Source organism: Sphingopyxis panaciterrae, from assembly GCF_011762125.1.
Classification (GTDB): domain Bacteria; phylum Pseudomonadota; class Alphaproteobacteria; order Sphingomonadales; family Sphingomonadaceae; genus Sphingopyxis; species Sphingopyxis panaciterrae.
Genome location: NZ_JAASQN010000001.1, coordinates 1,590,473 through 1,617,067 on the forward strand (window position 1 = coordinate 1,590,473; position 26,595 = coordinate 1,617,067).

Annotated in this window: 26 protein-coding genes; 13 read left to right on the forward strand and 13 right to left on the reverse strand. The window is 63.8% G+C overall.

Going from position 1 to position 26,595, the window contains the following annotated elements; translation table 11 throughout:
* Positions 1-87: 87 nt before the first annotated feature.
* The 5 genes from FHR22_RS07335 to FHR22_RS07355 all read left to right on the forward strand — a co-directional run bounded on the left by FHR22_RS07335 (position 88) and on the right by FHR22_RS07355 (position 6,550).
* Positions 88-1,947 (forward strand): 2-oxoacid:acceptor oxidoreductase subunit alpha, encoded by a 1,860-nt coding sequence (locus FHR22_RS07335; RefSeq protein ID WP_166940438.1) that lies wholly within the window; start codon positions 88-90, stop codon positions 1,945-1,947.
* On the forward strand, positions 1,947-2,984 hold the full coding sequence (locus tag FHR22_RS07340) for a 2-oxoacid:ferredoxin oxidoreductase subunit beta (RefSeq protein WP_166940440.1): 1,038 nt from the start codon (positions 1,947-1,949) through the stop codon (positions 2,982-2,984). The genes FHR22_RS07335 and FHR22_RS07340 overlap by 1 nt, the downstream gene beginning before the upstream one ends.
* Positions 2,985-3,025: 41 nt before the next feature.
* The gene (locus FHR22_RS07345; protein WP_166940442.1) at positions 3,026-3,979 is read left to right on the forward strand and encodes a metal-dependent hydrolase; all 954 of its coding nucleotides are present in this window, start codon (positions 3,026-3,028) and stop codon (positions 3,977-3,979) included.
* 86 nt (positions 3,980-4,065) lie between these two features.
* Positions 4,066-5,346, forward strand: a complete 1,281-nt coding sequence (locus FHR22_RS07350) for an SAM-dependent methyltransferase (protein ID WP_166940444.1) — start codon at positions 4,066-4,068, stop codon at positions 5,344-5,346.
* Positions 5,347-5,479: 133 nt separating this feature from the next.
* Entirely contained in the window at positions 5,480-6,550 is a 1,071-nt protein-coding gene (locus tag FHR22_RS07355) for a serine hydrolase domain-containing protein (protein ID WP_341786570.1), read from the forward strand.
* A 43-nt stretch (positions 6,551-6,593) separates the two neighbouring features.
* Here the strand turns inward: FHR22_RS07355 and FHR22_RS07360 are convergent, their stop codons facing one another.
* From FHR22_RS07360 to purF, 3 genes are read right to left on the reverse strand one after another with little or no spacing between them, the layout of a single operon-like run.
* Positions 6,594-6,980 (reverse strand): hypothetical protein, encoded by a 387-nt coding sequence (locus FHR22_RS07360; RefSeq protein WP_166940448.1) that lies wholly within the window; start codon positions 6,978-6,980, stop codon positions 6,594-6,596.
* Positions 6,981-7,038: 58 nt separating this feature from the next.
* The gene (locus FHR22_RS07365) at positions 7,039-7,773 is read right to left on the reverse strand and encodes an SDR family NAD(P)-dependent oxidoreductase (protein WP_166940450.1); all 735 of its coding nucleotides are present in this window, start codon (positions 7,771-7,773) and stop codon (positions 7,039-7,041) included.
* 4 nt (positions 7,774-7,777) lie between these two features.
* Positions 7,778-9,235, reverse strand: a complete 1,458-nt coding sequence (gene purF / locus FHR22_RS07370; RefSeq protein WP_166940452.1) for an amidophosphoribosyltransferase — start codon at positions 9,233-9,235, stop codon at positions 7,778-7,780.
* Positions 9,236-9,379: 144 nt separating this feature from the next.
* Here purF and hisI point away from each other — a divergent pair, with 144 nt between their 5' ends.
* The 5 genes from hisI (at position 9,380) to FHR22_RS07395 (ending at position 14,201) form a co-directional block, all read left to right on the forward strand.
* Positions 9,380-9,760: a phosphoribosyl-AMP cyclohydrolase gene (gene hisI / locus FHR22_RS07375; protein ID WP_166940454.1), complete on the forward strand. Its 381-nt coding sequence runs from the start codon at positions 9,380-9,382 to the stop codon at positions 9,758-9,760.
* Positions 9,747-10,286: a hypothetical protein gene (locus FHR22_RS07380; protein WP_166940456.1), complete on the forward strand. Its 540-nt coding sequence runs from the start codon at positions 9,747-9,749 to the stop codon at positions 10,284-10,286. The genes hisI and FHR22_RS07380 overlap by 14 nt, the downstream gene beginning before the upstream one ends.
* Before the next feature lie 66 nt (positions 10,287-10,352).
* Positions 10,353-10,784, forward strand: coding sequence for a MerR family transcriptional regulator (locus tag FHR22_RS07385; RefSeq protein WP_166940835.1), 432 nt, complete (start codon positions 10,353-10,355; stop codon positions 10,782-10,784).
* 63 nt (positions 10,785-10,847) lie between these two features.
* The gene (locus FHR22_RS07390; RefSeq protein WP_166940458.1) at positions 10,848-12,650 is read left to right on the forward strand and encodes an acyl-CoA dehydrogenase C-terminal domain-containing protein; all 1,803 of its coding nucleotides are present in this window, start codon (positions 10,848-10,850) and stop codon (positions 12,648-12,650) included.
* Positions 12,651-12,704: 54 nt separating this feature from the next.
* A complete protein-coding gene (locus tag FHR22_RS07395) occupies positions 12,705-14,201 on the forward strand; it encodes a phospholipase D-like domain-containing protein (RefSeq protein WP_166940460.1) in 1,497 nt (498 codons plus the stop codon).
* 100 nt (positions 14,202-14,301) lie between these two features.
* On the opposite strand, the gene FHR22_RS07400 is transcribed toward FHR22_RS07395, so the two are convergent.
* Genes FHR22_RS07400 through FHR22_RS07425 form a run of 6 tightly spaced genes read right to left on the reverse strand, consistent with a single transcriptional unit; the run spans position 14,302 to position 20,013 of the window.
* On the reverse strand, positions 14,302-15,153 hold the full coding sequence (locus tag FHR22_RS07400) for an HpcH/HpaI aldolase/citrate lyase family protein (protein WP_166940462.1): 852 nt from the start codon (positions 15,151-15,153) through the stop codon (positions 14,302-14,304).
* On the reverse strand, positions 15,153-15,605 hold the full coding sequence (locus tag FHR22_RS07405) for a MaoC family dehydratase (RefSeq protein WP_166940464.1): 453 nt from the start codon (positions 15,603-15,605) through the stop codon (positions 15,153-15,155). Before FHR22_RS07405 ends, FHR22_RS07400 begins: the two co-directional genes overlap by 1 nt.
* A 3-nt stretch (positions 15,606-15,608) precedes the next feature.
* The gene (locus tag FHR22_RS07410; RefSeq protein ID WP_166940466.1) at positions 15,609-16,067 is read right to left on the reverse strand and encodes a GNAT family N-acetyltransferase; all 459 of its coding nucleotides are present in this window, start codon (positions 16,065-16,067) and stop codon (positions 15,609-15,611) included.
* Positions 16,064-17,941: an acetyl/propionyl/methylcrotonyl-CoA carboxylase subunit alpha gene (locus FHR22_RS07415; protein WP_166940468.1), complete on the reverse strand. Its 1,878-nt coding sequence runs from the start codon at positions 17,939-17,941 to the stop codon at positions 16,064-16,066. The genes FHR22_RS07410 and FHR22_RS07415 overlap by 4 nt, the downstream gene beginning before the upstream one ends.
* A gap of 18 nt (positions 17,942-17,959) precedes the next feature.
* Complete coding sequence (locus FHR22_RS07420) at positions 17,960-18,361, reverse strand: hypothetical protein (RefSeq protein ID WP_166940470.1); 402 nt, start codon at positions 18,359-18,361, stop codon at positions 17,960-17,962.
* A gap of 53 nt (positions 18,362-18,414) precedes the next feature.
* Entirely contained in the window at positions 18,415-20,013 is a 1,599-nt protein-coding gene (locus FHR22_RS07425; protein ID WP_166940472.1) for a carboxyl transferase domain-containing protein, read from the reverse strand.
* Between the two features lie 157 nt (positions 20,014-20,170).
* Between FHR22_RS07425 and FHR22_RS07430 the strand changes: the two genes are divergently transcribed.
* The gene (locus FHR22_RS07430; protein ID WP_166940474.1) at positions 20,171-22,255 is read left to right on the forward strand and encodes a M13 family metallopeptidase; all 2,085 of its coding nucleotides are present in this window, start codon (positions 20,171-20,173) and stop codon (positions 22,253-22,255) included.
* A gap of 20 nt (positions 22,256-22,275) precedes the next feature.
* Here FHR22_RS07430 and FHR22_RS07435 read toward each other — a convergent pair whose 3' ends face one another.
* Genes FHR22_RS07435 through FHR22_RS07450 form a run of 4 tightly spaced genes read right to left on the reverse strand, consistent with a single transcriptional unit; the run spans position 22,276 to position 24,498 of the window.
* Positions 22,276-22,563: a hypothetical protein gene (locus FHR22_RS07435; RefSeq protein ID WP_166940477.1), complete on the reverse strand. Its 288-nt coding sequence runs from the start codon at positions 22,561-22,563 to the stop codon at positions 22,276-22,278.
* Positions 22,560-22,985, reverse strand: a complete 426-nt coding sequence (locus FHR22_RS07440) for a VOC family protein (protein WP_166940479.1) — start codon at positions 22,983-22,985, stop codon at positions 22,560-22,562. The genes FHR22_RS07435 and FHR22_RS07440 overlap by 4 nt, the downstream gene beginning before the upstream one ends.
* Positions 22,982-23,332 (reverse strand): hypothetical protein, encoded by a 351-nt coding sequence (locus tag FHR22_RS07445; protein ID WP_166940481.1) that lies wholly within the window; start codon positions 23,330-23,332, stop codon positions 22,982-22,984. Before FHR22_RS07445 ends, FHR22_RS07440 begins: the two co-directional genes overlap by 4 nt.
* Entirely contained in the window at positions 23,329-24,498 is a 1,170-nt protein-coding gene (locus FHR22_RS07450) for an isovaleryl-CoA dehydrogenase (RefSeq protein WP_166940483.1), read from the reverse strand. The genes FHR22_RS07445 and FHR22_RS07450 overlap by 4 nt, the downstream gene beginning before the upstream one ends.
* A 100-nt stretch (positions 24,499-24,598) precedes the next feature.
* Here FHR22_RS07450 and FHR22_RS07455 point away from each other — a divergent pair, with 100 nt between their 5' ends.
* Positions 24,599-25,501, forward strand: coding sequence for a LysR family transcriptional regulator (locus FHR22_RS07455; RefSeq protein ID WP_166940485.1), 903 nt, complete (start codon positions 24,599-24,601; stop codon positions 25,499-25,501).
* A gap of 82 nt (positions 25,502-25,583) precedes the next feature.
* Positions 25,584-26,489 carry a sulfate adenylyltransferase subunit CysD gene (gene cysD / locus FHR22_RS07460; RefSeq protein ID WP_166940487.1) on the forward strand — a complete coding sequence of 302 codons (906 nt, stop codon included), beginning with the start codon at positions 25,584-25,586 and terminating at the stop codon, positions 26,487-26,489.
* Positions 26,490-26,595 lie beyond the last annotated feature (106 nt).

Genomic DNA, 26,595 nt, shown 5'->3' on the forward strand with positions numbered 1-26,595 from the left:
CGCACAATTTTTTCTGAATTGCGGCTTGTCCCCGAGAGGCCTAGGCCAGCTAAAGCTTTGCAGTATTTTATTGAGGCAGAAGATATAATGGCGACAGCGGTAGAGGACCGGGCCGACAAGCGGCAGTCCCCCCTTTCGGATGCAGTGGTGGTGCGGTTCGCCGGTGACTCCGGCGACGGGATGCAGTTGACGGGCGGCCAGTTCACGCTGTCTTCGGCGCTCGCGGGCAATGATTTCGCGACCTTCCCCGATTTTCCTGCCGAGATTCGCGCGCCGCAGGGCACGCTGTTCGGCGTGTCGGCTTTCCAGATCAACTTCGGGTCGTCCGCGATCGACACTGCAGGCGACGCGCCCGACGTACTCGTCGCGATGAACCCTGCGGCGCTCAAGACCAACGTGCCGCAGCTCAAGCAGGGCGGCCTCATTATTGCGGACGAGGGCGAGTTCAACGACCGCAACCTTGCCAAGGCGAAATATGACGCCAACCCGCTCGACGACGGCAGCCTCGCGAAATGGCAGTTGCTGAAGCTCAACATCAGCCAGCTGACGATGGATGCGGTCAAGCCCTTCGGTCTCGGCAACAAGGAAGCGCTGCGCTGCAAGAATATGTGGACGCTGGGGCTGGCGCTGTGGATGTTCGACCGCGATCGCCAGCCGCTGATCGACTGGCTGAACGGTAAATTCGCCAAGGCGCCGGATCTGGCTGCCGCCAACATCGCCGCGCTCAATGCAGGCCACGCCTATGGCGAGACCGCCGAACTCGCAGGGCCGCTCAAGCAGCATCATGTCGATCCCGCGCCGGTGGCGCCCGGGCTCTATCGTACGCTGACCGGCGCCGAAGGCATCGCCCTCGGCCTTGTCGCCGGCGCGCAGCTTGCCAAGCTGCCGATGTTCTTCGGCGGCTATCCGATCACGCCGGCGTCGGCGATCCTGCATCATCTGTCGCGGCTCAAGGAATATGACGTCACGACCTTCCAGGCCGAGGATGAAATCGCCGCGATCTGCTCGGCGATCGGTGCGAGCTATGGCGGCTCGCTGGGCGTGACCAGCTCGTCGGGCCCCGGCATCGCGCTGAAGGGCGAGGCGATGGGCCTTGCGATCATGACCGAACTGCCGCTCGTCATCGTCAATTCGCAGCGTGGCGGCCCGTCGACCGGCCTGCCGACCAAGACCGAGCAGTCGGATCTCTATCAGGCGGTCTATGGCCGCAACGGCGATGCGCCGATGCCGGTGATCGCCGCACGCTCGCCCGGGGACGCGTTCGAATGCGCGGTCGAAGCGTGCCGCATTGCTGTCCGGTACATGACCCCGGTGATGCTGTTGACTGATGGCTATATTGCGAACGCCGCCGAGCCTTGGAAGGTGCCCGACCTTGAAAGCTTCGATGCCTTCCCGGTCGAGTTCCTGACCGAAGTGCCCGAGGGCGGCTTCAAGCCCTATGGCCGTGACGAGAATTTGAAGCGCCCATGGGTCAAGCCCGGCACGCCCGGCCTGCTGCACCGTATCGGCGGGATCGAGAAGGAAATCGACACCGGCCACATCAACTATGCGCCAGACAATCACCAGGCGATGACCGATATCCGCAAGGACAAGATCGACGGCATCAAGGTGCCCGATCAGGTTGTCGAACTCGGCGCCGAAGGCGGCAGGCTCGCGGTCGTCGGCTGGGGCTCGACCTTCGGCCCGATTCATCAGGCCGTGCGCCGCAAACGGGCCGAGGGCCAGGACGTCAGCCACATCCATATCCGCCATATCTGGCCGTTGCCCGCCAATCTCGGCGAATTGCTGAAAAGCTATGACAAGGTGATCGTCCCCGAAATGAACACAGGCCAGCTCAAGACCGTGCTGCGCGACCAGTATCTGGTCGATGCCAAGGCCGTGAACAAGGTGTCGGGCCAGCCCTTCACCATCGCCGAAATCGAAGCCGCGATCGAGGGAGCGCTCTGATGAACGAGATGACCACCATCGCACGCCCGACGACGCTCAAGGATTGGGAAACCGATCAGGAAGTCCGCTGGTGCCCGGGCTGCGGCGACTATGCGATCCTGAAGGCGGTACAGCGCACGATGCCGGAAATCGGCACGACGCCCGAAAATACCGTGTTCATCAGCGGCATCGGCTGCTCGTCACGCTTCCCCTATTATATGGAAACCTATGGTTTCCACACGATCCACGGCCGCGCGCCGGCGTTCGCGACGGGGCTGAAACTCGCCAATCCGGGCCTCGATATCTGGATCGTCACCGGCGACGGCGACGGCTTGTCGATCGGCGGCAACCACACGATGCACCTGATCCGCCGCAATCTTGATTGCCAGATCATGCTGTTCAACAACGAGATTTACGGCCTGACAAAAGGCCAATATTCGCCGACGAGCCGTGTGGGCACGACCAGCCCGTCGACGCCCTATGGTTCGGTTGATCGTCCTGCGCAGCCTGCGGCCTTCGCGCTCGGTGCCGGTGCACGCTTCGTTGCGCGCGGGTTCGACGTGTCGAAGGAACTGCCGAACGTGCTGAAGGCAGCGCATGCGCACAAGGGCGCCGCCTTCATCGAAATCTTCCAGAATTGCATCGTCTACAACAAGGATGTGTTCGAAGATTTCGCCGCGCCGAAGGGCGCCGAAGACCGTCAGCTCTGGTTGAAGCAGGGTGAACCGATGGTCTTTGCCAAAGGCACCAAGGGGATCACGCTCGATGCCGAGGCGCTGACGCTCAAGGTCGTCGATGTCGTAGACGGCGACTGGAAGGCGGCGGGCGTGATCGTCCACGACGTCACCAACCGCAGCGTCGCCCACATGCTTGTCGAAATGCGCTTCGGTGAATTCCCGATGGCACTTGGCGTTCTCTACGATGACCCGCGCCCGACCTTCGAGGCCGATGTCGTACGCCAGAACGCCGCAGCGCGCGAAGGCAAGACCGCCGACCTGCAAAGCCTGCTCAAAAAGGGGCAGACCTGGACCGTGACCGAGGGCGGACCCGAACTTTAAGCCTCTTGCCGCGAGCTCGCGGGTCAGGTTTATAAGTCCCGATGGACAATCTGACCCACAGCCTCGTCGGCGCGCTTCTTGGCCAGCTTGGCCTCAAGAAGAAGACCGGCCTCGCAATGCCGACGTTGATCATCGCGGCGAACCTGCCCGATATCGATGCGGCATGTGCCACTTACGGGATCGAGTCGCTCGCGATGCGGCGCGGTGTCACGCATGGACCGATTGCGCTGCTCTTGCTGCCGCTCATCCTGTGGGGGCTGATGCTTGCCTTCGATCGCTGGCAGGGACGGCGCGGCAAGCGGCCTGCGGCTAGGCTGCCGATCCACCGCGGCTGGTTGCTCGCGCTCGCCTATATCGGTTGCTTCAGCCACCCGGCGCTCGACTGGCTCAACAATTACGGCATCCGCCTGCTTGAGCCCTTCAGTCATCGCTGGTTCTACGGCGACACATTGTTCATCATCGACCTGTGGATATGGATCGCGCTCGGCCTCTCAGTCTGGCTGTCGCTCCGGCGCGAACGGCGTGGCGCGGCGAACTGGCAGCGCCCCGCATGGATCGGCTTCGCCGCAGTTTCGGCCTATATCTTTGTAAACGGCCTGATCACCGGCGCGGCGGAAAACATGGCGGCCGAGTCGCTGCGGGCAAGCGGAAAGGGCGATGCTTTGGCCGTCGCCAGCCCGCCGCCCCTTGCTTTCTGGAAACGTGACATCTTCTGGCGCACCGCCGATCGGTACGGCAGCGCCAGTTACACGCCCGGCGTCGGCGGGCATGTCGACATTACCGGCGTACCGATCGGTCTCGATGATCCGCGTCTGGCGACATGGATCAAGGCCGATCCGGCGGCGCGCGCCTTTCTGTTCTGGGCGCGGATGCCGGTTGCCGAGGCGGACGGGAAAGCGATCGTGCTTCGCGATCAGCGTTATATGCAGCCGCTTGCACGCGATCGTTTTACCGTCCGTGTCACCGCTCCCGACACCGCAAGCTCCCCCGAATGACCCGTGGCGGAGGCCCGATTGTGTGACGTCATGACGGTGCATAACAGCCGATTGTCAGACGCCCGCGTTTACGGCAGGATGGCACTATGAACACACATGTCAGTCCCAGGCGCGGCAAGGAACTGCTGCGCGCGGACCGGGCCTATCGCTCGGGTGGACTGATGGCGCGGTTGATCGCATTGGCGCCGGCACGCCTGTTTCACCGCATGCTCGACCGGATCGATGGCGGGCTTGGCCTGGGCACGATCGAGGGGCATTTGCCCGATGGCAGCGTCCGGCTGCTCGGCGGACGCGGCAAGGGGCCTGTCGCGGTCGTGCATCTGCATAGCTGGGCGGCGCTCGTCCGCCTCGCGCTGTCGGGTTCGGTAGGCTGGTACAATGCGTGGGAACGCAGCGAATGGTCGTCGCCCGATCCGGTGCCGCTGTTCGACCTGTTCATGCGCAATGGCGAAGCGCTCGGCAATGTCGGCCGCGCGCACGGGCCCTGGCGCTGGCTGAACAAGATGGCGCACGCACTGCGCCGCAACGACCGGCGCGGAGCGCGGCGGAACATCCATGCCCATTATGATTTGGGAAATGATTTCTATAGCTTGTGGCTCGATGCAGGGATGAATTATTCGAGCGCGCTGTTTCTGAAGCCCGATCAGACGCTCGAAGAGGCGCAGACCGCCAAGGTGGATGCGATCCTCGACCGGCTCGATCTCCGCTCGGGCAGCCGGCTGCTCGAGATCGGCTGCGGGTGGGGCGCGCTCGCCGAAAGGGCCGTCGAACGTCATGACGTGCTCTACACCGGTATCACCCTGTCGCCATCGCAGGCGGAAATAGCCGATGCACGGTTGCATGCGATCGACCTGTCGACACGTTCGCGGATCGAGATTTGCGACTATCGCGATGCGCAGGGTCCCTATGACGCGATTGCGAGCGTCGAGATGGTAGAGGCGGTGGGCGAAGCTTATTGGCCCGCTTATCTTGATGCGATCGCGCGACTGTTGCGCCCGGGCGGCAAGGCTGCGATCCAGTATATATTGATCAACGATGCGCTGTTCGAACGCTATGCGGCGAGCAGCGACTTCATTCAGGCCTATATCTTTCCAGGCGGCTGTCTGATTTCGGAAAGCCGCTTCCGCGCGCTCGCCGAAGCGCGCGGGCTGGTCTGGCGCGATGTGCGTCGTTTCGGCGGCGATTACGCCGAAACCCTGCGCCAGTGGCGCGCGCGCTTCGACGCGGCGGTCGGGGCGGGGCAATTGCCGACGGGTTTCGACGACCGTTTCGTCCGGCTGTGGCGCTACTATCTTCAATATTGCGAGGGCGGATTCCGCGGCGGCGGAATCGACGTCGCCCAGGTCACGCTCGAAAAAACAGCCTGAAAACAGGGGAGAGAGGTTTATGCGAAGATATCTGGCGGCGGTGCTGCTGTGCACCGCTGCGGCGGGGTGCAATGCGCCCGCATCCGCCCCGAAGACTGACCATATATCGAAGGATTTGCCAAAGGACTTGAATGTGCTGTTCTGGACCCAGGATCAACGCGACGCGGCCTTCCGCACGATGGAAACGGTGCCCAAGGTCGTCGTCAACACGGTCCCGGCGGGCGGCGCCGTCTATCCGCTGCCGCAGGGCAAGCCGATCGATATCGGATTGGACGTCGACGCCTATATGGGGAAACAGCGCAATGCCGGCCTGATCATCGTCCAGGACGGCAAGATCCGGCTCGAAAAATATGCACTCGGCTATGACGCATCGGGGCGCTGGACCAGCTTTTCGGTGGCGAAGAGCTTTACCTCGACACTTGTCGGCGCGGCGGTGAAGGATGGCTATATCAAGAGCCTCGACGACAAGGTGACGGCCTATATTCCGGGCCTCAAGGGTTCGGCCTATGACGATGTGTCGGTGAAGCAGTTGCTCACCATGACCTCGGGCGTGAAATGGAACGAGGATTATACCGATCCCAAATCCGATGTCGCGCAGTTCAATCTGCAAAAACCGGTGCCCGGCGAGGACATAACCGTCAGCTATATGAAGACCTTGCCGCGCGAAGCGCCTGCGGGGTCGAAGTGGGTTTACAAGACCGGCGAGACGAATTTGATCGGCGTGCTCGTCTCCAGCGCGACGGGCAAGACGCTTGCGGCCTATCTGTCCGAAAAGGTCTGGAAACCCTTCGGTATGGAACGGGACGCGGTGTGGATGCTCGGGCCGACGGGGCATGAGATCAGCGGCTGCTGCGTGTCGGCAAGCCTCAAGGACTATGCCCGTTTCGGCCAGTTCATCCTGAACGGCGGCGTCGCCGGCGGGCAGAAGGTGCTGCCCGACGACTGGCTGCGCGCGGCGACGACCAAACAGGCGTCGATCGACCTGCCGGGCCGCGGCTATGGCTATCAATGGTGGACGAACGACGACGGCAGCTTCGCGGCGCAAGGCATCTTTGGCCAGGGCATCTTCATCGACCCGAAACGCAAGCTGGTGATCGCATCGAACGGCAATTGGCCGACCGCAACCGACCCCGAAGGCGTCGGCGCGGCGCGCGAAGCCTTCTATAAATCGGTGCAAACCGCGGTGGACAAGGAAGCGAAATAAGCCAAATCAATCGTCGCCCTCGCGAAAGCGGGGGCGACAGATGTCAGTCGGCGATGGTACCAGCGGCGCGCTGCGCGATCCACACCCCAGCCAGCGGAATCGCGACGCCGAACGCCATGATCCACCATGCATCGGCGAGCGTGGCGGCACGATAGAGCGCCGCACCGATCACCGCGCCCGCGACGACCCAGCCCGCGCCGGTTCCGCGCGACGCGCGCATCGCGATCCAGCCGCCGGCAAAGGTGCCGACGAACCAGCCGACGAGCAGCGCGATCGTCGATCCGATCGGAATGAGAACTTCGCCGCTGTTCGGATCATAGGCATCGGGTGAAAATTCGCTGCCGGCATATTGGGCGAGCCACAGCAGAGCGAACGCCACCGCGATGCCGATGACGGTCGCGATGATCGAGCGAAAAATATTGTTGGTCATTCCGATGCCCCCAAGCCGATCTTCATGCGGCGGTTAGCGCAGGAAAGCAAATATCGCGTTAAGCGTCCGCCATCACCTTGGGCAGCGCATGAAATGCGGTGCTGTCAAAGCCTTCGGTCATCAGATTGGCGACAAACTCGCCGACCGCCACCGGATCCTTGATGCTCTGCGGATCTTCGCCGGGATAGGCGCGCGCGCGCATCTGGGTGCGGGTGCCTCCCGGGTCGAGGATCGCCGTACGCACCGTCGAGATATTGCGCATTTCTGCGCCATAGCTGGTAACCAGCGTCTCGAGCGCGGCTTTCGATGCCGCATAGGCGCCCCAATAGGCGCGCGGATCGCGCGCGACGCCGCTCGACAGTGCGAGCAGGCGGCCATTCGCCGCGCGACGCAGCAGCGGATCGAAATTGGCGATCAGCGCCTGCTGGGCGATCAGGTTCAGCGTCAGCAGCTTGTTGAATTCCTTGCCATCGATCGCCGCGACCGGGGTCAGCGTGCCGAGCATCGCGGCGTTGAGCACGAGCATGTCGAGCTTTTGCCAGCGCTCGGCCATTGCCGCCGCGAGGCGCGCGATGCTGTCGCCGTCGGTCAGGTCGAGCGGCGCGATCGTCGCGCTGCCGCCGGCATTGTGGATGCGGTCTTCGAGTTCCTCGAGCCCGCCTGCGGTGCGCGCGGTGATCACGACATGGGCGCCCCGCGCCGCTAGTGCTTCGGCGATCGCTTCGCCGATCCCGCGGCTCGCGCCCGTGACGAGCGCGACCTGGCCCGCCAATTCCTCATTCAAATTGGTCATTGTGTCAGACAACCCGTTCGGCAAGCAGCGAAAATTGGTCTTCCAGTGCATGCTCGTCGAAATCGGTCAGCGTCGTCGGATAGTCGCCGGTGAAGCAGGCGTCGCAATATTTCGGGGCATCGTCGCTGCGCTTCGCTTCGCCAAGGGCGCGATAGAGGCCGTCGATTGTAACGAAGGACAGGCTGTCGGCGTTGATGAAATTCGCCATCTGCCCGACGGTCATCTGCGCCGCGAGCAGTTTTGCACGCTCGGGCGTATCGACGCCGTAGAAACAGCTATGCTGCGTCGGCGGGCTCGCGATCCGCATATGTACTTCGGCGGCGCCGGCATCGCGCATCATCTGCACGATCTTGAGGCTGGTCGTACCGCGGACGATCGAATCGTCGATCAGTACGACCCGCTTGCCCGCGATCAGCGCGCGATTGGCATTATGCTTCAGCTTGACGCCCAGATGGCGGACCTTGTCGCCGGGCTGGATGAAGGTGCGGCCGACATAATGCGAGCGGATGATGCCCAGCTCGAACGGAATGCCCGATTCCTGGGCATAGCCGATTGCGGCAGGCGTTCCCGAATCGGGTACCGGAATGACAAGGTCGGCCTCGACGGGGTTTTCGCGCGCCAGCTCGGCGCCGATCGCCTTGCGCACCGAATAGACGCTCGTGCCGTCGACGATCGAATCGGGGCGCGAGAAATAGACATATTCGAAGATGCACGGGCGCGCCGCGCGCTCGGCGAAGGGATGGTGCGACGTCAGTTCGCCGTCGCGGATGATGACCAGTTCACCGGGCTCGACCGAGCGGACGAATTCGGCGCCGACGACATCGAGCGCGACCGTTTCCGATGCGAAAATATAGGCATCACCGAGCTTGCCGATGACGAGCGGGCGAATACCCAGCGGATCGCGGCAGCCGATCATCCCCTCGGCGGTCAGGCAGATCAGCGAATAGGCGCCCTCGACCTGCTTCAGCGCGTCGATGAAGCGATCGAGAAGCGTGCGGTAATTCGACGTCGCGACAAGGTGGATGATCACTTCGGTATCGCTGGTCGACTGGAAAATCGAACCGCGGCGGACCAGAATGCGCTTGAGCGCCGTCGCGTTGGAAATATTGCCGTTGTGGGCGACCGCGAAACCGCCGGTCGACAGGTCGGCAAACAAAGGCTGGACGTTGTTCAGCGCTGTTTCGCCCGTCGTCGCATAACGGACGTGGCCTACCGACGAGGCGCCTGCGAGCTGGCGCATGATCTCGTCGCGGTCGAAATTGCCCGCGACATGGCCCATCGCGCGGTGCGTATGGAACTCCTTGCCGTCGAAGGCAGTGATACCCGCGGCTTCCTGTCCGCGGTGCTGCAGGGCATGGAGGCCCAGCGCGACAACCGCGGCGGCGCTCTCGGCGCCATGAATACCAAAGATGCCGCACTCCTCGCGGAGTTTGTCGTCGTCGAAAGGATGGGTCGTCAGCATGTCGATCCAGGTGCAGGGGGGCAGTGACTGGGGCGCATATAGGGACGCTTGCCGCAAATGTCGCCCCCCATATTCACGGCTTCGTCACATAGGCTTTCAACCATGGGGTGACAGCGGCTTCCCTCCTGCTCTAAAGCGCGGTTTATGGACAATCAGCGCGATACCACCGACCAGTTTCTGCCGCGTTTCGACGCCGCCGGGCTGGTGACCGCCATAGTGACCGACGCCGCGACCGGAAGGCTGCTGATGGTCGCACATATGAATGCCGACGCGATCGCGCTGACACAGGCGACGGGGCAGGCGCATTTCTGGTCGCGTTCGCGCGCTGCGCTCTGGCGCAAGGGCGAAACCTCGGGCAACGGTTTGACGCTGGTCGAGATGCGCGTCGATTGCGACCAGGACGCGCTATTGCTGCGCGTGACGCCCGCCGGCCCCGCATGCCACACCGGGCGCCGGTCCTGCTTCTATCGCCGTGTCGAGGCCGACGGCCGCCTGACCTTCATAGACGACGATGCGCAGGGCTAGCGCCGCGCTTCTTGCCGGGGTGCTATTGCTTGCCGGATGCGGGCGGCCGCCGCCCGAACAGAATGAAAAGGCGATCGATGCGGGCAATCCGCTCGAGATTGCGGCGCGCGAGCGCGGTATCGTTCGCCCGGAGGCGCAGGTTCCGACCGGGGTCTTCGAGCGTTCGCACGATCTGGGCCGCGACGCCATGTGCGTCGTTCCCGACGGCGCGGGGCGCTGGCGCTTCGTCGTCACGGCGGCCTTTGGTCCCGGTCTGTCCTGTACGGCCACCGGGCAGATCGCGCAGGAGGGTGACGGCTGGCGCATGCGTTTCCCGGCTGCAGAGGGCTGCGAAGCGCTGGTTCACGAGGATGAGGATGAACTGCGACTGCCCGGAAATCTGCCGCCGCAGTGCGACCGGCTTTGCCCCGATCGCGCATCGCTTTCGGGTTTGCGCCTCCCGCGCGCCAGCTGGTCCGAACAGGACGCGAAACGCTTGCAGATCAGGGACAGGCAGGGCAATATGATCCGGCCTTGCGGCAACTGATCCACCGCACTTTCCGGCAATTTGCCAGCCTTGACGTTCACGTCAACGGAAACTAGTCTTGCTGGCATGACCGACGAATACGGCCACGCCCATATCGACACGCCCGACCACCTTGGGCGCGAGCAATTCAGCATCACCGATCTGTCGTCCGAATTCGGCGTGACCGCCCGGGCGCTTCGTTTCTACGAGGATGAAGGGTTGATCAGCCCGTCGCGTAAAGGGCTGTCGCGCATCTATTCGAAGCGGGACCGCGCCCGGCTCGCCTGGATATTGCGCGCCAAGCGTACCGGCTTCAGCCTCGCCGATATTCGCGAGATGATCGACCTTTACGACGTCGGCGACGGCCGCAGGCTGCAGCGTCAGGTTACGATCGAGAAATGCCAGGAACGCATTGCATTGCTTCGTCGCCAGCGCGACGATATTGACAGTGCTGTAGATGAGCTGTCACGCTTTATCGAAACGGTGCAAAAGGTCGACGCCCGCGAAAACGCGGACTGAAACCTCAAGACCCCTCCCCGGGCGAGCAAACACCGACAGACCTGTTTTTCAGAAAGATTTCGCATGCCCGCTTATCGCGCTCCCGTTCAAGATACGCTGTTCCTCCTCAACGACGTGCTCGAAATCGAGCGCTATGCCAATCTCCCCGGTTTCGCCAATGCGACGCCCGACATGGTCGAGGCGGTGCTGACCGAAGCCGGCAAGTTCTGCGAGGAAATATTGTTCCCGATCAACCAGTCGGGGGATTTGGAAGGCTGTACGCGCCATGATGATGGCTCGGTGACGACCCCCAAAGGCTTCAAAGCGGCGTATAAGGCCTATTGCGACGCCGGCTGGGGCCTCCTGACCGCGCCCGAGGAATTCGGCGGTCAGGGACTGCCGCACGTCATCGGCTTTCCGGTCGAGGAATATCGCAACGCCGCCAATCAGGCCTTCGCCATGTATCCCGGCCTGTCGCAGGGCGCGACCGCGGCGATCCTCGCCAAGGGATCGGACGAACAGAAGGCGACCTATGTTCCGAAGATGGTGTCGGGCGAATGGACCGGCACGATGAACCTAACCGAGGCGCATTGCGGTACCGATCTCGGCCTTATCCGCACGCGCGCGGTGCCGAACGGCGATGGCAGCCACGCAGTGACCGGGAGCAAGATCTTCATTTCGTCGGGCGAACACGACCTGGCCGACAATATCATCCACCTCGTTCTCGCGAAGACCCCCGACGCCCCCGACAGCGTCAAGGGCATCTCGCTGTTCATCGTTCCCAAATTCCTCGTGAACGACGACGGCTCGCTGGGCGAACGCAACATGCTGCAATGCGGTTCGATCGAGCATAAGATGGGCATCCATGCCAATTCGACCTGCGTCATGAATTATGACGGTGCGAAGGGATGGATGGTCGGGGAGGAGAATAAGGGCCTTGCCGCAATGTTCATCATGATGAATGCTGCGCGGCTCGGCGTCGGCATTCAGGGACTGGGGCAGGCCGACGTCGCATTCCAGAATGCCGTTGCCTATGCGCAGGACCGCCGTCAGGGCCGCGCACTCACCGGGCCGCAGGATCCGCAGGAAAAGGCCGATCCGCTGTTTGTCCATCCCGATGTACGCCGCATGCTGATGGACGGCAAGGCGACCGTCGAGGGACTGCGCGCGCTTTGCACATGGGGCGCCCTCCAGGTCGATCTTTCGCACGTCGCGGAAACCGAGGAAGAACGCCAGAGCGCCGATGACCTCGTCAGCCTGCTGACCCCGGTGATCAAGGGCTATGGCACCGACAAGGGCTATGACGTCGCGACCAACGCACAGCAGGTGTTCGGCGGCCACGGTTACATCGAGGAACAGGGCATGAGCCAATATGTCCGCGATGCCCGCATCACCATGATCTACGAAGGCGCAAACGGCGTGCAGGCGATGGACCTCGTCGGTCGCAAGCTTGCGCAGAACGGTGGCCGCGCGATCCAGGCCTTTTTCGCGGTCGTCGACGGCGAATGCGCGGCGGCAAAGAAAAAACCCGCCTTTGCCGACTTCGCCACCCGCCTCGAAAAGGCGAATGGGGAGCTTAAGGCTGCGACGATGTGGTTCATGCAGAACGGCATGACGAACCCCAATAATATCGGCGCCGGCGCGCATCACTATATGCATATTCTCGGCATCGTCGCCTTGGGATCGATGTGGCTGATGATGGCCGAAGCGGCGCAGAAGGCGCTCGACGAAGGCCGCGGTGACAAGGCGTTCCTCGAGGCAAAGCTCGTCACCGCGCGTTATTTCGGCGAGCGTTTCCTGCCCGACGCGGGATCGTTGCGTCGCAAGATCGAGGCGGGCAGTGACGCGATGATGGCGCTGGCGCCCGAGCAGTTCTTCGCGGCCTGATGCCGCAGTGACGCGCCGCCGCAACCAAAGCCGCCGCGGCGCGTCTCAGCGGGCATGAGCGAGGGCGCGCTTTCCCCTATCGTTGCCGAAGGCCGCAATTGCTGGCGGATCGAACGCGCCGACAAGGCGCGGATGATCGTCGATGCCGCGGATTATTACGCGCTGCTCGAACGTTTGATGGCGGGCGCGAAGGAACGCATCCTGCTGATCGGATGGGATTTCGACCCGCGCATTCCGCTCTTGCCGGACGAAAGGGGCAGGGGCGAACCGCTCGGCAATTATCTGCTCCGGCTCGCGCATGATTGCCCCGACCGCGATATCGACATCCTCCGCTGGAATTTCGGCGGCCTCAAGCAGTTCCTGTCGCCGACCATCGTTGCGATGATCGCGCGATGGAAACTGACGCGATCGATCAGTTTCCGCCTCGACAGCGCGCATCCCGTCGGGTGCAGCCATCATCAGAAGGTCGCGGTGTTCGACGATCATTTGGCGGTGTGCGGCGGCATTGACGTCGGGTCGCGGCGCTGGGACACGCGCGATCACAAGGATGGCGACACACGGCGGACCGACCCCGACGGCGATGCCTATATGCCGTGGCACGATTCGACGATGATCCTGGCGGGGCCGGTCGGCAACGCCCTTGCCGATCTCGGCAATGAGCGCTGGCAGCGGGCGACGAAGAAGGCGCTGCGCGACGTGAATGGCGACGGCGAGAATTGGCCCGACGACCTCGAACCCGATTTCCACGGCGTCGAGGTCGCGATTTCGCGCACGCGCGCCGAATATGAGGACTGCGGGGAAATCCGCGAGATCGAACAACTCTATCTCGACATGATCGCCGCCGCGAAGCGCTTCATTTATTTCGAAAATCAATATTTCACCTCGGCCAAGATCGCCGCCGCGATCGCCGAACGGCTGAACGAAGATGACCCGCCCGAATTCGTCATGGTCATGCCCGAAACCGCCGACGGCTGGCTCGAACAGATGGCGATGGACGCGGCACGGGTGAAATTGGTGCGCGAGATCGCCAAGACGAAGCATGGCGACCGGCTGAAGGTCTATTATCCGCGCACGCACGACGGCGAGTCCATCTATGTTCACGCCAAGACCGCCGTGGTCGACGACCGCATGATCCGGGTCGGCTCGGCGAACATGAACAATCGCTCGATGGGGCTCGACAGCGAGTGCGACGTGACCATCGACGCGGCGCTGTCGGCGAACACCGGGGTCGAACCGACGATCCGCCGTCTCCGCGAATCGCTGATCGCCGAACATCTGGGGGTCGAGCCCGTCGAGGTCGGGCGCCGGTTCGAAACCACCGGCTCGCTGATCGAAACGATCGAAGGGCTGCGGGGCGAAGGCCGCTCGCTCGAATTGCTCGACCTGACCCAGCCGGGGCCGTTCGACGATTATATCGCCGAGCATGAACTGCTCGACCCCGAAAGCCCCGATGCGATGTTCGAAACCCTGACCGAGCGCGGGCTGCGCAAAAGCTGGCATCGCGGCCGCGACTGGATGAGGCGGCACCGTCCGTTTGGAGAGAAGAGCTAAACCACCACCCGCCCATCGTCATCCCGGCGAAGGCCGGGATCTCGACCTATCACGATGACGCACCGGTGAGATCCCGGCCTTCGCCGGGATGACAGGCCTTTCAATCCGCCAACGAAAGGATGTGCTGCGCCTGCTTGAGGTGCGGCGCGTCGACCATCTTGCCGTCGATCTGCAGCACGCCGACGCCGGGATTGGCGGCGAAGGCGTCGACGATCGCCTGCGCGCGCGCCACTTCGTCGGGTGCCGGGGTAAAGGCGGCATTGATCGGCGCGACCTGCGACGGATGGATCGCCATCATGCCGGTAAAGCCGTCGCGTCGCGCGCGGGCGGCATAAGCGGCGAGCCCCGCCTCGTCCTTGATTGCCGGAAACACCGTGTCGATCGCGGCGACACCGGCGCCGTGCGCGGCGAACAGGGTCAGCGACCGCGCGACATCATAGGGCGCGGTATAGCTGCCATCCTCGTTGCGGCTCGTCGTTGCGCCGATCGCTGCCGGCAGATCCTCGGCGCCCCAGGTCAGCCCGAGCAGGCGATCCTTGACCTCGCGATAGCTGCCGAGGGTGAAGATCGCCGCCGCCGTTTCGGTCGCGATCGGCAGGATCGGCGGCAGCGACGCGTCGCGCGCGGATTCGCTACGCAATATCGTGTCGAGTTGCTGGATGCTCGGCGCGCCCTCCGCCTTGGGCAGCATGATCGCGTCGGGCCGCGCACCGGCAATCACGGCGACGTCGGCCGCGGTCATATGGCCGTCGAGCGGATTGACGCGCACGAGCGTGATGACCTCGCGCTCGCCCGCCAGATAGTCGGCGATCGCGGCGCGCGCCGCCTCCTTGTTCGCGAGCGATACCGAATCCTCAAGGTCGAGGATGATCGCATCGGCGCCCGACGCCGCCGCCTTGGCAAAGCGTTCGGGCCGGTCACCGGGGACGAAAAGGAGCGAGCGCAGACGCATCAATGATCTTTCTTCTTGAGCAGTGCGGAACGTTCGCACTGACAGACGATTTCGCCGCGCTGGTTGATCGCGCGGTGCAGGAAGGTCACGATACCCGCATTCGGCCGCGATTTGGACTCCTTGAGACCGATGACCTCGCTTTCCGCACGAAGCGTGTCGCCGATGAACACCGGCTTCGGCATCACCAGCCGGTCATAGCCCAGGTTCGCGACCAGCGTGCCCAGCGTCGTGTCGCCGACCGACAGCCCGACCATCAGGCTGAAGGTGAAGGTGCCGTTGACGAGGATCTGTCCGAATTCCGACGCCTTCGCCGCCTCGATGTCGAGGTGCAGCGGCTGCGGATTATGCGTCATCGTCGTGAACAGCAGATTGTCGGTTTCGGTCACCGTGCGGCGAATGTCATGCTTCAGCGTGTCGCCGACCTGCCATTCGTCGAAAAATCGTCCAGCCATAAATCAATCCCTTAGATGAAGTTTCATGCCGACATGGCTCTGTACGAAGCCGAGCCGGGCGTAAAAGCGATGCGCGTCGGTACGCGTGGCCGACGACGTGAGCTGGACGAGCTTGCAATCGCGCGCGCGGCATTGTTCGACCGCCCACAAGATCATCCGTTCGCCCAGCCGCTGCCCGCGCAGGTCGGCCGCGATGCGCACCGCCTCGATCAATCCGCGCCAGCTCCCCCGGAACGAGAGCCCGGGGAGGAAGCTCAATTGCATCGTCCCGACGATGCGGCCATCCCGTTCGGCGGCGATCAGCCGCTGGTTGGGGTCGGCATCGATCACCCTGAACGCCGCAAGATAGCGCGGGTCGCCGGGATCGGCTTCGCGGTCCGCCGGAATCGTTTCTTCGGCTAGCATCGCCAGGATGGCGGGCAGATCCTCCGCGGTCGCGTCGCGCAGGATCAGCTCGCTCATTCGGCTGCCTCGATCCGCACGAGCAATGCCTCGACCTGCACCTGCGCGCCGGCTTCGGCGTTCAGTTCGGCAACCACACCGTCGAACGGCGCAGTCAGGCTATGCTCCATCTTCATCGCCTCCAGCGTCAGCAGCTTCTGCCCCTTCACCACCGTGTCGCCTTGCGCGACGTCGACCGCGATGATCTTGCCCGGCATCGGCGACAGGATCGCGCCGTCGCCGGCGGCACTGCCCGCCGCGCCGTCGGTCCGGTCGGCGGTAACCAGCATCGTCGCGCCTTCGTGCACCATCAACAGCGCGCTGCCGCCGTCGATCGTCTCGAAATGGCTCGCGACATAGCCGTTTGCCCGGGCATCGGCTTCGAAGCAGGTGCGCTGTCCGTTGATGCGCAGCGCCCGCTCGCGGCTTGGGGCGCGATTGAGGCGGAAGCCCGCCAGTTCGGCGGGGGCATGGTCGCCATCAGCCTCCAGCCGTTCCGCCGCTGCCGTCAACTCGTCGGCGGGGGGCAGGGGATTGGCCATCAGCGCCTCGCCGCGGCGTTCGATCAACCCAGTATCGACATCACCGTTGCGGAAATCTTCGTCGCCGAGCAGGCGATAGAGGAAACCCGCATTGGTCTTCACCGGCCACACCCCCAGCGTCGACAGCTCCTGGCGCAGATAATCGATCGCTTCCTCGCGCTGCCCGCCCGCGGTGATTACCTTGGCAATCATCGGGTCATAGAAGGGCGAAACCTCGCTGCCTTCCTCGATCCCCGTGTCGACGCGCGACGACAGCGGCAGCATCAGGACATCCAGCGTGCCGGTGCTCGGCAGGAACCCCGTCGCCGGGTCTTCGGCGTAGAGGCGCGCTTCCATCGCCCAGCCGCGGATTTCCAGCTCGTCCTGCGCGAGCGGTAGCGGCTCGCCGCTCGCGACGCGGAGCTGCCATTCGACCAGGTCGACGCCGGTGATTTCCTCGGTCACCGGATGCTCGACCTGCAGGCGGGTGTTCATTTCCATGAACCAGATGCGGTCGGCGCGCAGGCCTTCGCTGCCGTCGGCGATGAATTCGATCGTTCCCGCGCCGACATAATCGACCGCCTGTCCCGCGCGCACCGCCGCGGCGCACAACGCTTCGCGCGTTTCGGCGCTCATGCCGGGGGCGGGAGCTTCCTCAATCACCTTCTGGTGACGCCGCTGCAACGAGCAGTCGCGCTCGAACAGGTGGACGACATGGCCGTGGGTGTCGCCGAAGATTTGCACTTCGATATGGCGCGGGCTCAGAATATATTTCTCGATCAGCACATGGTCGTTGCCGAACGATGCCGCCGCCTCGCGCTGGCACGACGCCAGCGCATCGATGAAGTCGGCCGCGTCGTCGACCTTGCGCATCCCCTTGCCGCCGCCGCCCGCGACCGCCTTGATCAGCACCGGATAGCCGATTTCGGCGGCTTGGTTTGCAAGGAAGGCGGGGTCCTGATTGTCCCCCATATAGCCGGGCGTCACCGGCACGCCGGCCTCGGCCATCAGCTTCTTCGCGGCGTCCTTCAGGCCCATTGCGGTGATCGACGACGGCTTGGGCCCGACCCAGACGAGCCCGGCGTCGAGCACCGCCTGTGCGAACTCGGCATTTTCGGAGAGGAAGCCGTATCCCGGATGGACCGCCTCGGCGCCGGTCGCCTTCGCGGCGGCGATGATCTTTTCACCAACCAGATAGGATTCGCGCGCTGGCGACGGCCCGATATGCACGGCTTCGTCCGCCATGCGGACATGCAGCGCTTCGGCATCGGCATCCGAATAGACGGCAACGGTGCGGATGCCCATCGCCCGCGCGGTGCGGATGATACGGCAGGCGATTTCGCCGCGATTGGCGATGAGAAGGGAGTTGATCATGGGTTTATCCAATGGCTTTCAAATCTGTCCCGTGTCGCGCCAGGCCAGCGCTATGGTCTTTTGATCGGTTAGATAGTCGACAAAGATGGTCGTCAGATCCTTCAGGCTGAACGTCGAACTGTTCTGCCGACCGGGCCTGTCATCGATGAGATCATAGAGCGGTCCAGGTGGCCCCAGCCGCGACTGAAGCAGATAGCCGCCATAGACCGCCTCGGCCGTCATGACGCAACGATCGCAGGTTTCGACGCTGATCTCTTCGCACTGCACCTTGCCGAAACAGGGCTGGAGCGCTTTTCTGAGCTGGCGCGCGCTACGGACCTTTACTTCGTGGCTTTGCCCGTCGGTGGTGGCGATTACGAGCGTCGCGGGAGTGAAGGCCGGCTCGGGCGCGGCGTGCGCCGCAAACGGCATCGCAGCCACGAGGCCGGATAGCAGGACAAGACGCACGGATTTCGGGAATAGAGGCATCCGCGTCACATCCTGAACACGCCGAACCCGCGGTCCTCGACCGGAGCGTTCAGCGTTGCTGCGAAGGCCAGTCCGAGCACGTCGCGCGTCTGGGCGGGGTCGATGATGCCATCGTCCCACAGGCGCGCGGTGGCGTGATAAGGATTGCCTTCATCCTCATATTTCTGGCGGATCGGCGCCTTGAAGGCTTCGGCTTCCTCGGGCGTCCATTTGTCGGCGTCGCGGTGGACGGTCGCCAGCACGCTTGCGGCCTGCTCGCCGCCCATCACGCTGATCCGCGCGTTGGGCCAGCTGAACAGGAAGCGCGGGGAGTAAGCGCGTCCGCACATGCCGTAATTGCCCGCGCCAAAGCTGCCGCCGATCAGCACCGTGATCTTCGGCACCGTCGCCGTCGCGACCGCGGTGACCAGCTTCGCGCCATGTTTGGCGATGCCCTCGGCCTCATATTTGCCGCCGACCATGAAGCCCGAGATGTTCTGGAGGAAGAGCAAGGGGATGCGCCGCTGCTGCGCCAGTTCGATGAAATGCGCGCCTTTGACCGCGCTCTCGCTGAATAGCACGCCGTTGTTGGCGAGGATCGCCACGGGAATGCCCCAGATATGCGCGAAACCGCAGACGAGGCTCGATCCGTAATTCGCCTTGAACTCGTGAAACTCGCTGCCGTCGACGATGCGCGCAATCACTTCGTGGACGTCATAGGGCGCGCGCACGTCGCTGGGGACGATGCCGTAGAGTTCTTCCGGATCATATTTCGGCGCCCGCGGTTCCTTGATCGCGACCTCGAACCCGCTTTCATCGCCGAGATGACTGACGATATCGCGCACGATCGTCAGCGCATGCTCGTCATTCTCGGCGAGATGGTCGACGACGCCCGATTTCTTGGCGTGCAGGTCGCCGCCGCCCAGATCCTCGGCGCTGATTTCTTCGCCCGTCGCGGCCTTCACCAGCGGCGGGCCGGCGAGGAAGATCGTGCCCTGATTGCGCACGATCACCGTCTCGTCGCTCATCGCGGGGACATAGGCGCCGCCCGCGGTGCAGCTTCCCATCACGCAGGCGATCTGCGGAATGCGCTTCGCCGACATATTCGCCTGGTTGAAGAAGATGCGCCCGAAATGGTCGCGGTCGGGAAACACCTGGTCCTGATGCGGCAGATTGGCACCGCCGCTGTCGACCAGATAGATGCACGGCAGGCGGTTCGCCTCGGCGATCTCCTGCGCGCGAAGATGCTTCTTCACCGTCAGCGGATAATAAGTGCCGCCCTTCACCGTCGCATCGTTGCACACGATCATGCACTGACGCCCCGACACGCGGCCGATGCCGGCGATCATCCCGGCGCCCGGAACCTCGCCTTCGTACATGTCGCCCGCGGCGAGCTGGCCGATCTCGAGGAAGGGCGATCCCTGGTCGAGCACCCGCTCGACGCGCTGGCGCGGCAGCAGCTTGCCGCGGCTCGTGTGCCGCTCGCGCGCCTTTTCATTGCCGCCCAGCGCGGCCTCGCCGACCCGCGTCCATAATTCGTCGCGGAGCGCGCGATTATGCGCGTCGTTGGCGCGATAGGTCTCGCTGTCCCGATTGACCATGGTTCCCAAAACTGGTGCACTCACGTCCTGATCTCTCCCGTCATTGCCTGCCGGACTAACTTGCCGCTCGTCGATTGGAAAGGACCGCAGGCCGAAATTGGTTGGTATTGAAACCGGATTGTCACAGGCCTAGACCCTTCGCCCATCCCCGGAAAAATCCCCGAGAAACAAGGTCGCCGCCATGAAAAAAACCGTCTTCGCCATCTTGCTGTCCACCGCCGCGATCGTCGCCGGCCCCGTCGCCTGTTCGAAGGGCGAGAAGCAGGAGGCCAGCTACACCGTCGGGACCGAAATCGGCATCAACAAGGCGGCGATGAATACCGCCGTCAAACCCGGCGACGATTTCTACGCCTACGCCAATGGCAATTGGCAAAAGACCATCGAGATCCCCGCCGACCGTTCGGCGATCGGCGCCTTTCTGGTCGCGCAGCTCGAAACCGAAAAGCGGAACCGCGAACTGATCGACGCGATCGTCAAGGGCAATGCCGGCGCCGATACCAACGAAGGGCGCATCGCCGCCTTCTACAAGGCCTATACCGACACGAAGGCCATCGACGCCGCCGGGATGAAGCCCGTCGCGGCCGACCTCGCGCGCTTCGATGCCATCGCCGACAAGGCCGCGCTGTCGAAGATATTGGGTGAACAGGTCCGCGCCGACGTCGATCCGCTCAACGCGACCAACTTCTTCACCGAAAATCTCTTCGGCATCTTCGTGACGCAGGGTCTCGCGACCCCCGGCGATACCATCCCCTATATGCTGCAGGGCGGCCTTGGGCTTCCCGAACGCGAATATTATCTGTCGGCGGATCCGAAGATGGCGGGCATCCGCACCGCTTATCAGGCGTATATCGCCAAGCTGCTCACAGCGGCGGGACAGGCCGACGCCGCGGCAAAGGCGAAGCGTATCTACGATCTGGAGGTCAAGATCGCCAAAGCCCATGTCACGCGCGAACAGAGCGAGGATTTCACCAAGTCCGCCGGCGTCTGGACGAAGGATGATTTCGCCAAAAAGGCACCGGGCATCGACTGGCCGGCCTTCCTCGCCGCTGCCAAGCTCGACGGCGCGGCGAAATTCGGCGCCTATCATGCCGCGGCGATCACCGGCCTGTCGGCACTTGTGGCGTCGGAGCCGCTCGATGCGTGGAAGGACTGGCTGACGTTTCATCAGATCAACAGCCACGCCGACGTGCTGCCCAGCGCGATCGATAACGCGCATTTCGCCTTTTACGGCACGACGCTGTCGGGCACACCGCAGCAGCGCCCCCGCGACAAGCGCGCTCTTGCGGCGCTCGACACCTATCTCGGCGACGCGGTGGGCAAGGCCTATGCCGACAAATATTTCCCCGCCTCGGCCAAGGCCGAAGTCGGCGACATGGCGACGAACATCAAGGCGGCCTTTGCCAAACGCGTGAACGGCATCGACTGGATGGCGCCCGAAACCAAGAAGGAAGCGATCAAGAAGGTCGAAACCATTGCTGTGGGGGTCGGTTATCCCGAAACCTGGCGCGATTATGGCCGCTACACGATCAGCGCCGGCAACGCCTATGCGAACGAGGTTGCCGGGCAACAGGCCGAATATGCGCACCAGCTCGCGAAGATCGGCAAGCCGATGGACAAGGGCGAATGGTGGATGGTTCCGCAGACGGTCAACGCCGTGAACCTGCCGGTCCAGAACGCGCTGAACTTCCCCGCTGCGATTCTTCAGCCGCCCTTCTTCAACGCGCAGGCCGATCCCGCCTATAATTATGGCGCGATCGGTGCGGTCATCGGGCATGAGATCAGCCACAGCTTCGACAATAATGGCGCGGCGTTCGATTCGACCGGCGCGTTGCGCAACTGGTGGACCGCGGCGGATCTGGCGAAGTTCAACGCCGCGGGCGCGGCGCTCGCCGCGCAGTACGACAGCTACAAACCGTTCCCCGACCTCGCGCTCAATGGCAAGCTGACGCTGGGAGAGAATATCGCCGACGTCGCGGGGCTTCAGGCCGCCTACGACGCCTACCATGCCTCGCTGAAGGGCAAGGAAGCGCCGGTGATCGACGGCTTCACCGGCGACCAGCGCTTCTTTATCGCTTTTGCGCAAACCTGGGCGACCAAGATGCGCGACGAAGCGCTGCGCCAGCGCGTTGCGACCGACGGCCACGCGCCGGGCAACTACCGCGCGCTCACCGTCCGCAATCTCGACGCCTGGTACAAGGCGTTCGACGTCCGCGAAGGCGACAAGCTGTACCTCGCGCCCGACAAGCGCGTGCGCGTCTGGGGATAAGATAGGACAGGGCGGGGCGGTCATTCCGTTCCGCCCGCCTTGTCTGCGGTGCCCGGCGCTTCCTTCAGGATCAGATAGCGATAGACGCCGATCGCGTTGATGATCAGCAGCGCTATATTCTGCCAGCCGATGCCTTCGCTGTCGCTTTGCAGAAAGCCCCATGCGACGAGCGCGATGCTGCTCGTCACGAAGATGACGAACGCCCAGCCGGTCCAGCGCCGGCCAAGGTTGAGCGATACGATCAGCGCCGCGAGCGTCGCCGCGCCCGCGCCATAATATTGCAGCGCATCGAGCAGCGTGTCGCTCATGAAGCGCTCGCCGTCGCGCCATGCACATATTCGAGCTTCAACCCGTCGGGATCGGCAAAGAACAGTGCATAATAGGTCGGGCCATATTGCGGATAATCGGCGGGCGCGTCGAGGATCGTGGCGCCGATGCTGCGCAGCAATTGATCAAGCGCGTCGACATCGTCACGGCTTTCGGCGGTCCATGCAAGATGATGCAGGCCCGGCGAATAGCGATCGTGCGTCCGGGCGGCGCCTTCGCCGCGCGCTTCGATGATGCCGACCGAATGAAAGGGCTCGCCGTCCCGGTCCCAGTCGCTGCCATGGTCATGGTCGGCCGATCGGCGATAGCCGAGGAAGCCGAGCACCGCGTCATAGAAGATGCGCGAGCGCGGGGCGTCGGTGACCGTCAGGTCGACATGATGGATGAGTCCGCGCACATTCATGTCAAGGCGCCGATCAGGGCGAAGATGCCCGCGCCGCTCAGTGCCGGCCACGCGATATGCTGGCCCTTCGTATAGGCGACGTTGAACAAACCGGTCGCGAGCCATCCCGCGCCGATGACCGCCACCAAGCCGCTCGGGGTTCCGGGCCACGCAACGGCCACCGCGGAAATCAGCATCAGCACCGATGTTGCATGCCAGGCAAAGCGAATGATGCGGCGCGTCAGCGGTTCGGAAAGCGGGCCGTCGCGCCGCTGCAATAGCGGCGCGATCAGGCGCCGATAGCCCAGCACCGAATGAACCCCGGCCGTCGTCACCATGAAGGCGGCCGACAGCCAGAGCCAGGTCACGCGCCGGCGCCGATCAGTTCGCGGCCGATCAGCATGCGGCGGATTTCATTGGTGCCCGCGCCGATATCGAGCAGCTTGGCGTCGCGCCAATAGCGTTCGACCGGCCAGTCCTTGGTATAGCCCGCGCCGCCCAGCGCCTGGATCGCTTCGCCCGCGACCTTCACCGCGCTCTCGCTCGCGAGCAGGATGCAGCCCGCGGCGTCGAAGCGCGTCGTCTGTCCGGCATCGCACGCCTTGGCGACATTGTAGACGTAGGAGCGCGCCGACTGGAGCGCGACATACATGTCGGCGACCTTCGCCTGCATCAACTGGAACGATCCGATCGGCTTGCCGAACTGCTTGCGCTCGCGAACATAGGGGATAACCGTATCGAGGCACGCCTGCATGATGCCAAGCTGGAGTCCGGCGAGCACGACACGCTCGTAATCGAGCCCCGACATCAGCACGCCGACGCCGCCATTCTCGGGCCCCATCACCTGCTCTTCGGGCACTTCGCAGTCGTCGAAGACCAGCTCGGCGGTGGGGCTTCCACGCATGCCGACCTTGTCGATCTTCTGCCCGATGCTGAATCCCGGCATGTCCTTTTCGATCAGGAAAGCGGTGATCCCACGCGATCCCGCCTCGGGGCTGGTCTTGGCGTAAACGACCAGCGTGTCGGCATGCGTCGCGTTCGTGATCCAGAATTTGGTGCCGTTGAGCAGATAGCGGTCGCCCTTTTTCTCGGCCTTCAGCTTCATCGATACGACGTCGCTGCCCGCGCCCGCTTCGGACATCGCAAGGCTGCCGACATGCTCGCCCGAAATCAGTCGGGGGAGATATTTGGCTTTCTGCTCGGCATTGCCCCAGCGGCGGATCTGGTTGACGCACAGGTTCGAATGCGCGCCGTAGGACAGACCGATCGCACCGCTCGCGCGGCTCACTTCTTCGACCGCGATGACATGCTCAAGATAGCCGAGGTTCAGCCCGCCCCATTCTTCCTCGACGGTGATGCCGTGCAGGCCAAGTTCGCCCATCTGCGTCCACAGCTCGTCGCGCGGAAACCAGTCCTCGCGGTCGGCCTTGTCGGCCAGCGGCGCGATCTGCTCATCAGCAAAGCGCGCCGTCGTGTCGCGGATCATGTCGGCATTTTCGCCGAGGGCGAAATCGAAATCGGGGGTGGCGCGCATGGGGGACCTATCGATCAAGGGCGGAACAGGGCGCGATACTGCATCAAAATCCGATCATATGGAAATTGAAACTCCACGCGTTTTATCATAAGGAAAATTTATGATAAAACGCGCCCATATTCGCCAGTTCCTCGCCGTTGTCGACGGGGGCAGCTTCACCCAAGCTGCGCAGCGCATCCGCGTCACCCAGCCCGCGCTGTCGACGGGCATCGCCGAGCTGGAGAAGCTCGTGGGCACGCCATTGTTCATCCGCAACCGGCGCCAGATCCGGCTGACCGAAGCGGGCGGGCGCTTTCTGCCGATCGCCCGCGATCTCGAGCGCGGCTTCCGCACCGCCGACGGCTTCGGCCGCGCCGCCGATGTCCGCGCCACCGAGTTCAAGCTCGGTGTCATCCGTTCGGTGTCGAGCGAGTTGCTGCAAGCGGTCGTCGCGCCGTTCCGGCCCGGTTTCGCGATCGAGCTCATCGAAAGCAGCGAGTCCGACCTGCGCTCCTCGGTCGGTAGCGGACGGATTCATATGGCGCTGCTTCCGCTGCGCCCTGACGAGCGCGGAGCGCATATCGTGTCACTCTATGAAGAGCCGTTGACGATGTTCGTCGCGGCGGATCATCCGCTCGCCGGGCGGATCGAGGTCGGCCCCGAAGAGCTCGCCGCCGAAACGATGATAGCGCGCCGCTCGTGCGAGTTTCTCGACGCGACGAGCCGCTTCTTTACCCGTCACGGCGTCCGCCCGCGCTTTGCGCTGCGCAGCGAAAGCGACGAACGCTGCCTGCGCATGGTCGCCGCGGGCATCGGCATCACCACCGCGCCGGTTTCGCTCGCGATCGACGGCATCGTGCCGCTGAAGGTCGCCGGCTATGACTTTCGCCGCGAACTGGGGCTGGTCGTCGATCCGGCCTGGGCCGCGCTGCCCGACGTGGCGCCGCGGCTCGCGCACGCGCTCGAAACGATCGCGAGTATCGCCGCCGAATGGCGCGAAATGAAGGTTGCGGCTGCGGCGTGACGGCTTGCCTCACAAGTCTGGCTTGCAGCGCCACAAGGCCATACAGCTTGATCGCCGGCATGAGCGGCGGCAAGGGCGGGGCATGACCGATACGCTGACCCATCTCGACCGGCTCGAGGCCGAGAGCATTCATATCATGCGCGAAGTGATGGCCGACGCGGCCAAGCCCGTGATGCTCTACAGCGTCGGTAAGGACAGCGCGGTGATGCTCCATCTCGCGCGCAAGGCCTTCTATCCCTCGCCGCCGCCATTCCCGTTGCTCCACGTCGATACGACCTGGAAGTTCCAGGCGATGTACGAGCTGCGCGACCGCATGGCGGCCGAAAGCGGCATGGAACTGATCGTCTATCAGAACCCGGAGGCGAAGGCGCGCGGGATCAATCCGTTCGACCATGGCCCGCTGCACACCGACATGTGGAAGACCGAAGGGCTGAAGCAGGCGCTCGACCTTCACGGCTTCGACGTCGCGTTCGGTGGTGCCCGCCGCGACGAGGAAAAGAGCCGCGCCAAGGAGCGCATCTTCTCGTTCCGCACCGCGAGCCATGGCTGGGATCCGAAGAAGCAGCGCCCCGAGCTCTGGAATCTCTACAATGCGAGGAAAGCGAAGGGCGAGAGCATCCGCGTCTTTCCGATCTCGAACTGGACCGAGCTCGACATCTGGCAATATATCGCGCGCGAAAATATCCCGATCGTGCCGCTTTATTTCGCCGCCCCGCGTCCGACCGTGACACGCGACGGCCTGCTGCTGATGGTCGACGACGATCGCTTTCCGCTGCTCCCCGGCGAGACGCCGGTGCAGCGCTCGGTGCGCTTCCGCACCCTCGGCTGTTATCCGCTGACCGGCGCGGTCGAAAGCGAGGCGAAGACCTTGTCCGAAGTGATCCAGGAAATGCTGCTGACGACCACCAGCGAACGCCAGGGCCGCATCATTGACAAGGACGGCGGTGACGCTTCGATGGAGAAAAAGAAGCAGGAGGGGTATTTTTGACCCGCCACGTCAATCTTCAGATTGACGAAGGGTCAACCCCCGCGAAGGCGGGGGCCGCCAGCGGCGGAGCACCGACGCCAACGGCCCCCGCCTTCGCGGGGGCGAC

Excerpts from the sequence above, each read along its gene's own strand:
- FHR22_RS07395 (WP_166940460.1), top strand. The coding sequence starts at position 12,705 with ATGAGCGAGGGCGCGCTTTCCCCTATCGTTGCCGAAGGCCGCAATTGC.
- purF (WP_166940452.1), bottom strand. The coding sequence starts at position 9,235 with ATGCTGACGACCCATCCTTTCGACGACGACAAACTCCGCGAGGAGTGC.
- hisI (WP_166940454.1), top strand. The coding sequence starts at position 9,380 with ATGGACAATCAGCGCGATACCACCGACCAGTTTCTGCCGCGTTTCGAC.
- FHR22_RS07345 (WP_166940442.1), top strand. The coding sequence starts at position 3,026 with ATGGACAATCTGACCCACAGCCTCGTCGGCGCGCTTCTTGGCCAGCTT.
- FHR22_RS07385 (WP_166940835.1), top strand. The coding sequence starts at position 10,353 with ATGACCGACGAATACGGCCACGCCCATATCGACACGCCCGACCACCTT.
- FHR22_RS07450 (WP_166940483.1), bottom strand. The coding sequence starts at position 24,498 with ATGCGCGCCACCCCCGATTTCGATTTCGCCCTCGGCGAAAATGCCGAC.
- FHR22_RS07335 (WP_166940438.1), top strand. The coding sequence starts at position 88 with ATGGCGACAGCGGTAGAGGACCGGGCCGACAAGCGGCAGTCCCCCCTT.
- FHR22_RS07435 (WP_166940477.1), bottom strand. The coding sequence starts at position 22,563 with ATGAGCGACACGCTGCTCGATGCGCTGCAATATTATGGCGCGGGCGCG.
- FHR22_RS07360 (WP_166940448.1), bottom strand. The coding sequence starts at position 6,980 with ATGACCAACAATATTTTTCGCTCGATCATCGCGACCGTCATCGGCATC.
- FHR22_RS07380 (WP_166940456.1), top strand. The coding sequence starts at position 9,747 with ATGCGCAGGGCTAGCGCCGCGCTTCTTGCCGGGGTGCTATTGCTTGCC.
- cysD (WP_166940487.1), top strand. The coding sequence starts at position 25,584 with ATGACCGATACGCTGACCCATCTCGACCGGCTCGAGGCCGAGAGCATT.
- FHR22_RS07350 (WP_166940444.1), top strand. The coding sequence starts at position 4,066 with ATGAACACACATGTCAGTCCCAGGCGCGGCAAGGAACTGCTGCGCGCG.
- FHR22_RS07390 (WP_166940458.1), top strand. The coding sequence starts at position 10,848 with ATGCCCGCTTATCGCGCTCCCGTTCAAGATACGCTGTTCCTCCTCAAC.
- FHR22_RS07440 (WP_166940479.1), bottom strand. The coding sequence starts at position 22,985 with ATGAATGTGCGCGGACTCATCCATCATGTCGACCTGACGGTCACCGAC.
- FHR22_RS07340 (WP_166940440.1), top strand. The coding sequence starts at position 1,947 with ATGAACGAGATGACCACCATCGCACGCCCGACGACGCTCAAGGATTGG.
- FHR22_RS07410 (WP_166940466.1), bottom strand. The coding sequence starts at position 16,067 with ATGAGCGAGCTGATCCTGCGCGACGCGACCGCGGAGGATCTGCCCGCC.
- FHR22_RS07405 (WP_166940464.1), bottom strand. The coding sequence starts at position 15,605 with ATGGCTGGACGATTTTTCGACGAATGGCAGGTCGGCGACACGCTGAAG.
- FHR22_RS07430 (WP_166940474.1), top strand. The coding sequence starts at position 20,171 with ATGAAAAAAACCGTCTTCGCCATCTTGCTGTCCACCGCCGCGATCGTC.
- FHR22_RS07415 (WP_166940468.1), bottom strand. The coding sequence starts at position 17,941 with ATGATCAACTCCCTTCTCATCGCCAATCGCGGCGAAATCGCCTGCCGT.
- FHR22_RS07365 (WP_166940450.1), bottom strand. The coding sequence starts at position 7,773 with ATGACCAATTTGAATGAGGAATTGGCGGGCCAGGTCGCGCTCGTCACG.
- FHR22_RS07400 (WP_166940462.1), bottom strand. The coding sequence starts at position 15,153 with ATGCGTCTGCGCTCGCTCCTTTTCGTCCCCGGTGACCGGCCCGAACGC.
- FHR22_RS07455 (WP_166940485.1), top strand. The coding sequence starts at position 24,599 with ATGATAAAACGCGCCCATATTCGCCAGTTCCTCGCCGTTGTCGACGGG.